The organism is Pseudomonas sp. HC1(2025), from assembly GCF_058742075.1.
Window position 1 is genome coordinate 2,940,564 of record NZ_CP196017.1, and the last position, 13,412, is coordinate 2,953,975.

At 60.1% G+C, this 13,412-nt stretch carries 10 protein-coding genes; 8 read left to right on the forward strand and 2 right to left on the reverse strand.

The annotated features are described in order from the left end of the window. Window positions 1–145: 145 nt before the first annotated feature. Complete coding sequence (tpx, locus tag ACSSVH_RS13225; protein WP_169951804.1) at window positions 146–646, reverse strand: thiol peroxidase; 501 nt, start codon at window positions 644–646, stop codon at window positions 146–148. A gap of 166 nt (window positions 647–812) precedes the next feature. Between tpx and ACSSVH_RS13230 the strand changes: the two genes are divergently transcribed. The 3 genes from ACSSVH_RS13230 (at window position 813) to ACSSVH_RS13240 (ending at window position 6,966) form a co-directional block, all read left to right on the forward strand. After that, entirely contained in the window at window positions 813–2,105 is a 1,293-nt protein-coding gene (locus ACSSVH_RS13230; RefSeq protein ID WP_492633284.1) for a glycosyltransferase, read from the forward strand. A 72-nt stretch (window positions 2,106–2,177) separates the two neighbouring features. Beyond that, on the forward strand, window positions 2,178–3,083 hold the full coding sequence (locus ACSSVH_RS13235; protein ID WP_169951808.1) for an AraC family transcriptional regulator: 906 nt from the start codon (window positions 2,178–2,180) through the stop codon (window positions 3,081–3,083). Window positions 3,084–3,183: 100 nt separating this feature from the next. After that, a complete protein-coding gene (locus ACSSVH_RS13240; RefSeq protein WP_492633285.1) occupies window positions 3,184–6,966 on the forward strand; it encodes a hypothetical protein in 3,783 nt (1,260 codons plus the stop codon). 71 nt (window positions 6,967–7,037) lie between these two features. On the opposite strand, the gene ACSSVH_RS13245 is transcribed toward ACSSVH_RS13240, so the two are convergent. Beyond that, window positions 7,038–7,310 (reverse strand): chitin-binding domain-containing protein, encoded by a 273-nt coding sequence (locus tag ACSSVH_RS13245; protein ID WP_170041362.1) that lies wholly within the window; start codon window positions 7,308–7,310, stop codon window positions 7,038–7,040. Window positions 7,311–7,561: 251 nt separating this feature from the next. On the opposite strand from ACSSVH_RS13245, the gene ACSSVH_RS13250 reads away from it, so the two are divergent. The 5 genes from ACSSVH_RS13250 (at window position 7,562) to ACSSVH_RS13270 (ending at window position 13,384) form a co-directional block, all read left to right on the forward strand. Next, window positions 7,562–8,872 carry an ABC transporter substrate-binding protein gene (locus ACSSVH_RS13250; RefSeq protein WP_169951814.1) on the forward strand — a complete coding sequence of 437 codons (1,311 nt, stop codon included), beginning with the start codon at window positions 7,562–7,564 and terminating at the stop codon, window positions 8,870–8,872. A 162-nt stretch (window positions 8,873–9,034) separates the two neighbouring features. Further along, window positions 9,035–9,922 carry a carbohydrate ABC transporter permease gene (locus ACSSVH_RS13255; RefSeq protein ID WP_051903031.1) on the forward strand — a complete coding sequence of 296 codons (888 nt, stop codon included), beginning with the start codon at window positions 9,035–9,037 and terminating at the stop codon, window positions 9,920–9,922. A gap of 10 nt (window positions 9,923–9,932) precedes the next feature. Beyond that, window positions 9,933–10,763, forward strand: coding sequence for a carbohydrate ABC transporter permease (locus ACSSVH_RS13260; RefSeq protein WP_170041361.1), 831 nt, complete (start codon window positions 9,933–9,935; stop codon window positions 10,761–10,763). Between the two features lie 27 nt (window positions 10,764–10,790). Next, window positions 10,791–11,894, forward strand: a complete 1,104-nt coding sequence (locus ACSSVH_RS13265; protein WP_492633286.1) for an ABC transporter ATP-binding protein — start codon at window positions 10,791–10,793, stop codon at window positions 11,892–11,894. Between the two features lie 17 nt (window positions 11,895–11,911). Continuing rightward, entirely contained in the window at window positions 11,912–13,384 is a 1,473-nt protein-coding gene (locus tag ACSSVH_RS13270) for a mannitol dehydrogenase family protein (protein WP_492633287.1), read from the forward strand. Window positions 13,385–13,412 lie beyond the last annotated feature (28 nt).

Genomic DNA, 13,412 nt, shown 5'->3' on the forward strand with positions numbered 1-13,412 from the left:
GCTTACAAACATTTACTTTTCGAAGTGAAATGTCAGCAATTTGGGCTAAACCGCTGAAGCACAAATAAAAACGGCCTGGACTAGGCCAGGCCGCAAGCATGCATCATACGTGTTACTGCAAAGCGACAGTAACGCGCAGCCGCAATTACTTCAGTACAGCCAGCGCCGCTTCGTAGTTTGGCTCGTGGGCGATTTCGCCAACCAGCTCGCTGTGCAGCACCTTGTCGTTTTCGTCCAGTACCACCACGGCGCGGGCGGTCAGGCCCTTGAGGGCGCCGTCGGCAATGGAAACACCGTAGTCAACGGCAAAATCGGCGCTGCGAAAGTCCGACAGGTTCTTCACGTTTTCCAGGCCTTCGGCACCGCAAAAACGGGCTTGGGCGAATGGCAGGTCGGTGGAGATGCACAGTACAACGGTGTTGTTCAGCTCGTTGGCCTGGGCGTTGAACTTGCGCACCGACGTGGCGCAGGTCGGGGTGTCAACGCTTGGGAAGATGTTCAGTACTTTGCGCTTGCCGGCGAAAGTCGCCAGGGTGACGTCCGACAGATCGCCTGCGGTCAGGGAAAAGTCGAGGGCCTGGGTACCGATTTGCGGCAACTCGCCTTCAACCTGGACTGGGTTGCCTTTGAGGGTGACTTGAGCCATGAACGGAATCCTTATGCTGGGTTGGATGAAACGAATTCGAGAGGCAGAAGTTAACCACAAAGTTCGATTTACACCTATGGCCGTCACAAATTGTCATGACAGCGCCTGGGCCGACGGCTGTGGTTTAATTGCGCCGCTTTTGCCCTGCCCTTGAAGGAGTTCGTCGTTGAAGAATCAGCCTGCCACCCAAGTCCTGGTCATCGGTTACGTCTGGCCGGAGCCTCGCTCCTCGGCAGCTGGCGGACATATGATGCAGATTTTGCAGAGCTTTCTTTCGCAAGGCTGGGAAGTAACCTTCAGCAGCCCAGCCGCTATCGGTGAACACAAGGCCGACCTTGCGGCACTGGGTGTTCGCGAATGCGCTATCGAGCTCAATAACCGCAGTTTCGACGACTTTATCCGTGAACTGGCCCCGGATATCGTGCTGTTCGATCGTTTCATGATGGAGGAGCAGTTCGGCTGGCGCGTAGAGAAGCATTGCCCGCAGGCCTTGCGCGTGCTGGAGACTTCGGATTTGCAGAGCCTGCGCGATGCCCGCCAGCAGCGCCTCAAGGACTACCTCAAGCACCAGCCGGATGCTGACGATTTCAGCCCGTTATTCGCCCAGGTCCTGGACCAGGAGTTCCAGAGGATGGCCGACACCGACCTGGCCAAGCGCGAGATCGCCGCGATCTACCGCTGTGATATCAGCCTGATGATTTCCGACGTCGAGATCCAACTGCTCACCGAGCACTTCAAGGTGCCGGCCGCCCTGCTCCACTGGTGCCCGTTGATGATCGAGGCGCCCAGCCAGGCGTTTACTCCTTATGAAGACCGCGCGCACTTCCTGAGTATCGGCAACTTCCGCCACGCACCCAACTGGGATGCGGTGCTCTGGATGAAAAACAGCCTCTGGCCGTTGATTCGCCAGCAGCTCCCCGGCGCCCAACTGCATATCTATGGGGCCTACACGCCGCCCAAGGCCACTGCGCTGCATAACCCGGCGCAAGGCTTCCATGTGATGAACTGGGCCGAGGACGCGCTGCAAGTGATGTCGGCGGCGCGCATCTGCCTGGCCCCGCTGCGCTTCGGCGCCGGGATCAAGGGCAAACTGGCCGATGCCATGCTCTGCGGCACCCCCAGTATCACCACTCCCATCGGCGCCGAAGGCATGGGCGACGGGCAACCCTGGCCGGGGATGATCGCCCGGAGCGCCACGGCCTTGGCCGCTGCTGCCGTGGCCCTGTACGCAGATCGGCAAGCCTGGACCGAGGCCCAGGCACATGGCGAGCAATTGCTGGCCCGTCGCTATGCCCCGCACAACCACGGCCCGGCCTTGGTCGAGCGCCTGCAACACTGCCTGGGCGAGCTGGCGCAACATCGGCGCGACAACTTTACCGGCAGCATGCTGCGCCACCATCTGCACAAAAGTACCCAATACATGGCGCAGTGGATCGAGGCAAAAAACCGCCCCGTTTAAACAGCGGCGCTGGCGAGGTGACGTGCAACGGGGCATTATCGGCTGCGCAACCACAATAAAAGCGACGCCAGCATGAGCCGAGCAACGCGCATCACCGACCCCTCCTACGAGTTGATGGACGACCACAACGGCCTGTCCATCATCTATCGCCAGCATGGTTTCCCCTGCCCCCTGGTGCGCTGGCACTTTCATAAGGAGTATGAGCTGCACCTGATTGTCGCCAGTTCCGGCAAGGTGTTTATCGGCGACTATATCGGCAACTTCTACCCGCAAAGCCTGTTCCTCACCGGTCCCAACCTGCCCCACAACTGGATCAGCCAGGTGGAGGAAGGCGAAGTGATCACCAAGCGCGACATGCTGGTGAATTTCACCGATCAGTTGCTGGAGGACGGCAGCCAGGTCTTCACCGAGTTCAAGAGCCTGGCGCCCTTGCTGGAGCGCGCGCAGTACGGCATCGAATTTCGCTGCAAGAACACCATCGCCCAGGCCATGACCCTGATGCAACGCATCGAGGATGCCCAGGGCATGGCGCGGCTGGGGCACTTCTTTGTGTTGCTGGAGGCACTTTGTGCCTGTGAGGACTACCTGGTGCTGTCAGGAGGGACTACAGCGCAGTTGGCCGATGAACACAGCATCGACCGGACCAACCGCGCGGTGGACTACATCTTTGCCCACTACGCCCGCGAACTGTCCCTGGAAGAAGTCGCGCAGTACTTGGGGATGAAACCCACCTACTTTTCCCGGGTGTTCAAGCAGGCCACCGGGCGCACCTTCGTCGAGTTCGTCAACCGCCTGCGCATCAGCAAATCCTGCGAGTTGCTGGCCGTGGGCGACAAGGCCGTGACCGATGTGTGCTTTGAGTCAGGGTTCAACAACATCTCCAATTTCAACCGGCGCTTCCAGCAGCTCAAGGGAATGACGCCCTCACACTACCGGCGCTTGGCAGTGCAGCGCCTGACGGAACAGAACCTGGCCTGACAGCGACCACTCGTCGCCACTGTCAATTTTGACAGTTATATGCAGCAGCACCTTGGGTGTGTGATGTCCGTGGCCAGTTACCTCTGCACACGGAGCACCCATGATGAAGAACACCGAGTCATCCAACCCGAGCACTTTGCCCTGCCTCCCCCATCCAAGACCTGTGGACCCAAGCGTTATCGACGACCTGGACCCGCCTGACGTCAGCGATGCGGTGCGCACGCTGCCAGACGCGGTGCGCGGCCTGGGGATACGCCACACCGAGCCGTGGTTGACCGTGCATTTCCCGCGCTGGACCCAATTGACTGTCGGCGATAGGTTGAACTTCTTCATGGGCAGCAACCGCTTTGCCCTTGTGTCGACGGAAATCCGCGATGAGGATCTGGACAAGACGTCGGTGGCGTTGGTGATTCTCCCGCCATTGGTGCCACTGGGTTATACCTACCCGTGTTTTTACGAGGTCATCCGCAGGGGCAGCGGCACCACCAGCAGCTCGCCCTACGAAACCTGGTATGTCAAGCGCACTCGCCCCGGCGGGGTCAGTAAAGATCCCGGGCTGGCGTATCACACGGAACTGGTGATACACCTGCCACCCGACCTGGAAGGCGGCGTGATAGACCCCCATCGCGCCGCCGAAGGGGTGGAAATGACGATCGACCCTTACCCTAACCTGACCGAAGGCGACACCGTCGAGGTGTATTGGAACGGTTACCCCATTTCCTTGAGGCTTGATGCCGAGCATGTCGCCGGCATCAAGCCGATCACCGTATTGGTCCCGGAATCAATCATCCTGCTGGGCGGCAGTGGGGTGGTGACTATTCGCTTCCGGGCCTACGACAAGGTGTTCAACTTTTCCGGGGAAACCCAGCAATGGTCGAAGGCGGTCACGGTCGTCAGCGACCTGGACCCTTACCTGCTTGACGCTCCGCATTTTGTAGTGGACGGGGACTCCGTTATCGACGTCAACCTCGACATCCACAACGACTTCAATATCGAAATGGTGGTACCGCGGCGCCTGCCCAATGGCGCCTCGACCCCTACAGGCGCGTTGATCGTAGTGACGTTGCGAGGCGCCGATGCCGATGGCCTGCCGTTCGAAAGGACCCTGCCCGCGTTTGCAGCACGCATTGGCCTGTCGTCGTCCGTCGCCGTGGCCCCCCAATACCTGCAGGCGGTGCTCAACGGCCACCTGCAAATCGAGTACAAGCTGACCACGGCCACGGGCGTGTTCCTCGCCTCCTCCCGACGCCTGAATATCACGGTGTTCGGCACCAGGAGCTCGATGCCGCCGATGATCATCGAGCAAAACGAGGGCGGCAACATTGTCCCGGACCATCCTTTTATCAAGGCGATTTTCCCGCGTTACACCCCATACGACCGCAACTACAGCGTGACCCTGCGCATGGAAGCCGTGCGCCCAGGCGGCGGCCTGGTGGTCTACGAAGAAACCCTGTTGGCCGGCGCCGAGCCGCCTCCGGAGCGTTTTCGCATTGTGCTCAAGGAGAATTTCGATCGCTTCGTCGGGCTGGGCACCGTACGGGTGTACTACCTGGTCGACACCGGCACCCTGGGTATCCTGAGCCCCAGTATTCAGACGGTGCGCATGTCAGAGGTGCTGGAAGTCACCTTTGGCCCCCGCTATGCCGATCTGCCATCGCCCCTGATGCAATATGTCGATGAGTTCAACAACCTGGACCCGGCGCGCATCAAAGGTGGTCAGTTGCAGGTAACCCTGCCCTACACGCGCACCGCCAGTGGCGACATTCTGCGCTGGACACTGTTGGGCGCGACCAGCAACGGCACTGCCAGCGATGAGATACGCCTCAACAATGCAACGGCGGGCAAGCCGGTGGTATTCACCCTGGAAGAGGCGTTGATCCGTGCCAGCGAAAATGGCGAGCTGCGCCTGAGCTATTCGCTGGTGCCTGCAAGCGGTGGCGCCACGCTCTACTCGGACGTGTTAGTGGTCACGGTGGGTGCGGCCCTGGACCTGTTGCGCCCAGAGGTATTGCAAGCCCAGCGCTATCCCGACCAACTGTTGCCGGAGGCGGCGCTGAACGGTGCGACCATCACCGTCACCTACCCGCAAATGCTGCCCAGTCACCGTATCCAGGCCTGCTGGAGCGGTATCCCGCAATTGGGCACCTATTGCGAAACCAAGGATGGCAACACCTCCAGGACCCTGCATTTCGAGGTGCCGGCAGAGGTCATCGGGGCCAACCTCAGCGAATACGGGCGTTACATTCAGGTGCAGTACTTTGTATTGCTGGGTGCCCACCAAAAACCTTCGCCGGTATTGAGCCTGAATCTGTTGGCGCCGGTACTGCCCCTGCCCTATATCGAAGGTCATACCAGCAGCGTGCTGAACCTCAGCAACCTGGTCGGCTCCGAGCGCGCCATGGTTGATCGCTGGAACTTTATCAACCGCAATCAACGCATGTGGTTTGAACTGCGCGGCACCTCTGCCAATGACACGCCCTTTGTTGCCGTGCTCTACGACGGTGACCTGGTGACCTACAACGGCGAACAGATCGGGATCCGCCCCCAGGCGCCGGTGGCGCAATTGCGCCAGCTCAAGGACGGCTCACAACTTGTGATGCGCTTTGGGGTGACGTTTGACCAATCGACCGAACAGGCCAATGCACTGTGGTTCCCGGAACGCCGTTACACCGTGCAGGCCATTCCCGCCGAATTTCCAGTGCCCCGAGTGCTCGAGGCCACGGGTTCGGGAGCCGCGGTAACCCTGACACCGCTCAATGCGCAAAACGGGGCGACGGTAGAGGTGGCCTACAGCCCGATGTACACCACCGACAGCCTCACCCTGGAGGTACTGGGTGCCAGCGGGCCAGGGTCGGTGCAACTGGGGCCGAAAAATGGCGAAGCCGATGGCACGGTGACTTTCAGCCTGCCGGCCGCGTTGATTGCCGCCAATCTGGACAATCGCGACAGCGTGTTCACCGTGCAGTATTCCGTCTTGCGCAACGGCGTGCGCCGTTCGTCAACGGTGTTGAGCGTGACCCTCAAAGCCATTCCGGTGACTGAGCTGAAAAAAACCGTGCTGCGGATCGACGAGGCCGTCAGCGGTGTACTGGATGTGGGCGAACTGGCCGGCAACGCCACGGCAACCGTAGGTACCTGGCCACTTATTGCCAGGGACCAGCCCGTCTGGCTGCGCTTGCTCGGCAACCGGCCCAACGGCGCGGCCCACAACCTGACCCTGTTGGACGGTTCCTACGGCGACCGGGTGACCTCTGGCTGGTTGAGCCTTGGGTATCACCAGCAAACCATCCTCAATAGCTACCTGTCGGACCTGGGCAACAACAGCCAACTGACCCTGCAATTTAAGGTGGCGTTCAACAACAGCATCGAAGAGTCGCGGGCGATTGAGTTCCCGCCGGTCATTTACACCATCCGCAGCCGGATGATCACCGACGAGACGACCTTTACCGGCTCCTTCCTCAATGGTTGGCTCAGCCAGTGGCCCAATACCGGGATCCGCCGCGAGGCAAACGGCAATTACTACCTGCAAGCCGCCCCCTACCCCGGCAGTGGTGTGAGGATTTACAAAACCTTCACCCCCGCCGCAGTGGGCTACTATCGGGTAAGTTTGCGCTTCAGGATCAGCAAGTTCGCGGATATCGGCGGGCCGACCAGTGTGTTTATTCATATAGGCAACTTGACCAAGAACGTGGCGATACCCAGCATCAATACGTGGTTGTATGCCGATGTGTATATGGGATATTTGCCAGGCCAGCCATTTGAGGCGTCAATTGCCATAACGAATCCGTCAACCGAGGGTATCTACGATTTTGACGACATCATCATCCAGCAGCGGCCTTATCCAAGTCAAATAACCCTGGAGCAGGAAGACGGGGTCGACTGATCTACTACTCACCCCCTGAAAACACAAGGCCCCCAGTGAAAACACTGGGGGCCTTGTGGGTTTACACGGGCTCACTCACATTGTCTGGTCGCTTCGTTGAACTCTTTGCCTGCCGGGCAAGTGTAGCGATAAAGCGTATATTTCTTAGTGCTTGAATTATACACGCAGCGGTAATACCCACCGGCGATTTCGACACTTTTGAAATAACCCTCACGCACGCATTCATCAAAATTACCGGAAGAAGGTGACTGCCCTGTGCATGCACTGACAAACAGTGCGACGACCATGCCAAGAGCAACTTTGTAGAGCCAGTTAATGTCGGGTCTTACGGTGGAATAGTTCATGAACATATCCTCGGTTGGTTGTGCACAACAATTAACCCTTGATTCCTTTAGATCGTCTACTGTCAAAAGTAACAGGTCGCCCATGGCACCCATCGACCAGTGCAAAAAAGTATCAGTGCAAGTGTGTCCAAGGATTTGTCACCGGGCCTGCACAAGGCTGTAATCAACGCACACTCTTCCTGCTGCCCTGGAAGACACAACAACAATAACTGTCCTTCTGCAGCCCTCTGGGCGCAGATACGGAGTGCGCGATGAAGTTCCCAGCAAAAGCCCTGCTTGCCTGTACCTGCATGACCCTCAGCGCCGTTAGCCTGGGTGCACAAACCCTGACCATTGCCACCGTCAACAACAGCGACATGATCCGCATGCAAAAGCTCTCGAAAACCTTCGAGGCCGAGCATCCGGACATCAAGTTGAACTGGGTGGTGCTCGAAGAAAACGTGCTGCGCCAACGCCTGACCACCGACATCGCCACCCAGGGCGGGCAGTTCGATGTGCTGACCATCGGCATGTACGAAGCTGCACTCTGGGGCGCCAAGGGCTGGCTGGAGCCGATGAAGGACCTGCCGGCGTCCTACGACCTGGACGATGTGTTCCCATCAGTGCGCGACGGCCTGTCCGTCAAGGGCACGCTGTACGCCCTGCCGTTCTATGCCGAAAGCTCCATTACCTACTACCGCAGCGACCTGTTCAAGGCCGCCGGGCTGAGCATGCCGGAGCATCCGACCTGGGTGCAGATTGGCCAGTTTGCCGAAAAACTCACCGACAAGAGCAAGGAGCAATACGGCCTGTGCCTGCGCGGCAAGGCCGGTTGGGGGGAGAACATGGCGCTGATCAGCACCCTGGCCAATGGCTATGGCGCGCGCTGGTTCGATGAGAAATGGCAACCCGAATTCAATGGCCCTGAGTGGAAGGATGCGCTGAATTTCTACGTCGACAACATGAAGAAGTCCGGCCCACCGGGCGCTTCCAGCAACGGTTTCAATGAAAACCTGGCGCTGTTCAACAGCGGCAAGTGCGCGATCTGGGTGGACGCCAGCGTCGCCGGTTCGTTTGTCACCGACAAGACCCAGAGCAAGGTCGCCGAGCATGTCGGCTTCACCTTTGCCCCGCAACAGGTCACCGACAAGGGCACTTCGTGGCTGTATTCCTGGTCGCTGGCGATCCCCACCAGTTCCAAGGCCAAGGACGCGGCCAAGGTCTTCAGTGCCTGGGCGACGTCCAAGGAGTACGGCGCGCTGGTGGCCAAGACCGATGGCATCGCCAACGTACCGCCAGGCACCCGCGCCTCGACCTACAGCGAGCAATACATGCAGGCCGCGCCCTTTGCCAAGGTGACGCTGGAGTCGTTGAAAGTCGCAGACCCGACCAAACCGACCCTCAAGCCCGTGCCCTATGTCGGCATCCAGTTGGTGACCATTCCCGAGTTCCAGGCCATTGGCACCCAGGTGGGCAAGTTCTTCGCCGGCGCCCTGACCGGCCAGCAGACAGTCGACCAGGCCCTGGCTGCCGCGCAAACCACCACCGAGCGGGAAATGAAGCGTGCCGGCTACCCCAAATAGCCCAGGCTCACCCTCGTCAATGTAGGAGCTGGCTTGCCTGCGATAGCGGTCGATCAGTTAACTGATTTATCCACTGACAGGCCGCCATCGCAGGCAAGCCAGCTCCTACATTGACCGCACTCCAAGGCTGATTCTGTTTGCCTCCAATGGGTTCTGATTGTCATGAATACGTCTAAAAGCCGCCTGCTCAACCCCGGCTGGTTCCTCGTCAGCCCCTCGGTGGCCCTGTTGCTGCTGTGGATGATCGTGCCGCTGGGCATGACCCTGTATTTTTCGCTGATCCGTTACAACCTGCTCTACCCCGGCGAAAACCAATTCGTGGGCCTGGAGAACTTCACCTACTTCGTCACCGATTCCGGCTTTTTGCCCGGTGCCACCAACACCCTGTTGCTGGTCGGCAGCGTGCTGCTGATCAGTGTGGTGCTGGGGGTGTTGATCAGTGCCTTGCTGGAGGCCAGCGAGTTTTTCGGCCGGGGGCTGGTGCGGGTGTTGTTGATCTCGCCGTTCTTCATCATGCCCACGGTCGGTGCGCTGATCTGGAAGAACCTGATTTTCCACCCGGTGTCCGGCGTACTGGCGGCGGTGTGGAAGTTGTTTGGCGCGCAGCCGGTGGACTGGCTGGCGCACTACCCGCTGCTGTCGATCATCATCATTGTGTCCTGGCAATGGCTGCCCTTCGCGATCCTGATCCTGATGACCGCCATGCAGTCCCTGGACCAGGAGCAGAAAGAAGCCGCGCGCCTGGACGGTGCCGGCCCGATTGCGATCTTCTGGCACCTGACCCTACCGCACCTGGCCCGGCCCATTGCCGTGGTGGTGATGATCGAGACCATCTTCCTGCTCTCGGTATTCGCTGAAATCTTCACCACCACCAACGGCGGCCCCGGCTACGCCTCGACCAACCTCGCCTACCTGATCTACAACCAGGCGCTGGTGCAGTTCGACGTGGGCATGGCCTCGGCCGGCGGCTTGATTGCCGTGGTCATTGCCAATATCGCGGCGATCATCCTGGTGCGGATGCTCGGCAAAAACCTGACTGACAAGCCTTGAGGGCCGCGCCATGACGCTTCAACAATCCCGCCGCCTGCAAAGCCTGTTGCTCGGCACCCTGGCCTGGGCCATCGCGATCGTGATTTTCTTCCCGATCTTCTGGATGGTGCTCACCAGTTTCAAGACCGAAATCGACGCGTTTGCCACACCGCCGCAGTTCATTTTCACGCCCACCCTGGAGAACTACCTGCACATCAATGAGCGCAGCAATTACCTAAGCTTCGCCTGGAACTCCGTGGTGATTTCCTTCAGCGCCACCGCCTTGTGCCTGCTGATTGCAGTGCCGGCGGCCTACTCCATGGCGTTCTACGAAACCCAGCGCACCAAGGGCACGTTGCTGTGGATGCTGTCGACCAAGATGCTGCCACCGGTGGGCGTGCTGATGCCCATTTACCTGCTGGCCAAGAGCATGGGCCTTTTGGATACGCGCATCGCGCTGATCATCATCTACACCCTGATCAACCTGCCGATTGTGGTGTGGATGGTTTACACCTACTTCAAGGACATCCCCAAGGACATCCTCGAAGCCGCGCGCCTGGATGGCGCCACCTTGTTGCAGGAAATGCTGCGGGTGCTGCTGCCCATCGCCAAGGGCGGCCTGGCGTCCACCGTGTTGCTGTCGCTGATCCTGTGCTGGAACGAGGCGTTCTGGTCGCTGAACCTGACCTCCTCGAATGCCGCACCGTTGACCGCGCTGATCGCCTCCTACTCCAGCCCCGAAGGTTTGTTCTGGGCCAAATTATCTGCCGTCTCGACCCTGGCCTGCGCGCCGATCCTGATCTTCGGCTGGATCAGCCAGAAGCAACTGGTGCGCGGCTTGTCCTTTGGCGCAGTGAAATAACGACCCCTTATAAAAAGGAGGCCCATCATGGCCAACCTGAAAATCACCAATCTGCAAAAAGGCTTCGAAGGTTTCTCCATCATCAAGGGCATCGACCTGCAAGTGAACGACAAGGAGTTCGTGGTATTCGTCGGGCCGTCGGGCTGTGGCAAGTCGACCCTGCTGCGCCTGATTGCCGGCCTTGAGGAAGTGACTGAGGGCACTATCGAACTGGATGGCCGCGATATCACCGAAGTGACCCCGGCCAAGCGCGACCTGGCCATGGTGTTCCAGACCTACGCCCTGTACCCGCATATGAGCGTGCGCAAGAACATGTCGTTTGCCCTGGACCTGGCCGGCGTCGACAAAACAATCGTCGACAGTAAAGTCAGTGAAGCGGCACGCATCCTGGAGCTGGGCCCGCTGCTGGAGCGCAAGCCCAAGCAGCTGTCTGGCGGCCAGCGCCAGCGCGTGGCCATTGGCCGGGCGATTGTGCGTAACCCAAAAATCTTCCTGTTCGACGAGCCGCTGTCCAACCTCGACGCCGCCCTGCGCGTGCAAATGCGCCTGGAACTGGCGCGCCTGCATAAAGAACTGCAAGCCACCATGATTTACGTGACCCACGACCAGGTCGAAGCCATGACCCTGGCCGACAAGGTGGTGGTACTCAACAGCGGGCGCATCGAACAGGTCGGCTCGCCGCTGGAGCTGTATCACCAGCCGGCCAACCTGTTTGTCGCAGGCTTTTTGGGTACGCCGAAAATGGGCTTTCTCAAGGGCCAGGTCACCCGGATCGAGGGCCAGGGCTGCGACGTGCAACTGGACGCCGGCACCCTGATCAGCCTGCCCTTGAGCAGCGCCAGCTTGCGCGTGGGCAGTGCGGTGACCCTGGGCATCCGCCCCGAGCACCTGGAACTGGCCGCGCCGGACGATACCACCCTGACCGTCACCGCCGACGTGGGCGAACGCCTGGGCAGCGACACGTTCTGCCATGTGCTCACCACCAGCGGCGAGCCGCTGACCATGCGGATCCGTGGCGACATGGCCAGCCAGTATGGCGAGACCCTGCAACTGCACCTGGACCCGGCGCACTGCCATCTGTTCGACACCGACGGTGTGGCCGTGGCCCGCCCACTGCGCGCTGCCGCCTGATTTCGCGAGATTTTCTGATGAAACTCAATAAGCAAAACCTCACGCAGCTGTCGCCTGAAGTGCGCCTGCCCGCCTACACCATCGCCGATACGCGCCAGGGCATCGCCCATATCGGCGTCGGCGGTTTCCACCGTGCGCACCAGGCGTACTACACCGACGCCCTGATGAACACCGGCGACGGCCTGGACTGGAGCATCTGCGGCATCGGCCTGCGGGCCGAAGACCGCAAGGCGCGCGATGACCTGGCCGGCCAGGATTATCTGTTTACCCTGTACGAACTGGGCGATACCGACGACACCGAAGTACGAGTGATCGGCGCCATCAGCGACATGCTGCTGGCACAGGACGGCGCCCAGGCCCTGATCGACAAGCTGGCCAGCCCTGCAATCCGCATCGTCTCGCTGACCATCACCGAGGGCGGCTACTGCATCGACGATAGCAACGGTGAGTTCATGGCCCACCTGCCGCAGATCCAGCATGACCTGGCCCACCCCGACGCGCCCCAAACCGTGTTCGGTTTTATCTGCGCGGCCCTGACCCAGCGCCGGGCGGCGGGCGTGCCTGCCTTTACCGTGATGTCCTGCGATAACCTGCCGCACAACGGCGCTGTGACTCGCAAGGCGCTGCTGGCGTTCGCCGCATTGCGCGATGCCGAGCTGCATGACTGGATCAAGGAGCATGTGAGTTTCCCCAACGCCATGGTCGACCGCATCACACCGATGACCAGCACCGCGCACCGTTTGCAACTGCATGATGAACACGGCATCGACGATGCCTGGCCGGTGGTGTGCGAACCCTTTGTGCAATGGGTGCTGGAAGACAAGTTCGTCAACGGCCGCCCGGCCTGGGAACAGGTGGGTGTGCAATTCACCGACGACGTCACGCCGTATGAAGAAATGAAGATCGGCCTGCTCAACGGCAGCCACCTGGCCCTGACTTACCTGGGGTTTCTCAAGGGCTACCGGTTTGTCCACGAGACCATGAACGACCCGCTGTTTGTCGCGTATATGCGCGCTTATATGGACCTGGACGTGACCCCCAACCTGGCGCCGGTGCCGGGCATTGACCTGGGCGAGTACAAGCAGACCCTGGTGGACCGCTTCTCCAACAAGGCGATTGCCGACCAGTTGGAGCGGGTGTGTTCCGATGGCTCCTCGAAGTTTCCCAAGTTCACCGTGCCAACCATCAACCGCCTGATTGCCGAGGGCCGCGACACCGAGCGGGCGGCACTGGTGGTGGCAGCCTGGGCTTTGTACCTGCAAGGCGTCGACGAGAACGGCGTGCGCTACCGCATCCCCGATCCCCGCGCCGACTTCTGCCGGGCGCTGGTGGCGGATGACGCCTCGATCAGCCAGCGCTTGTTGGGTGTGGAAGAGATTTTTGGCACGGCGATTCCCAATTCGCCTGAGTTTGTGGCAGCGTTCGAGCGGTGTTTTGTCAGTTTGCGCGATAACGGTGTCACAGAGACCTTGAAACGACTTACCGACTGAAGAACCCCACATTGCTCGGGTTTTCACC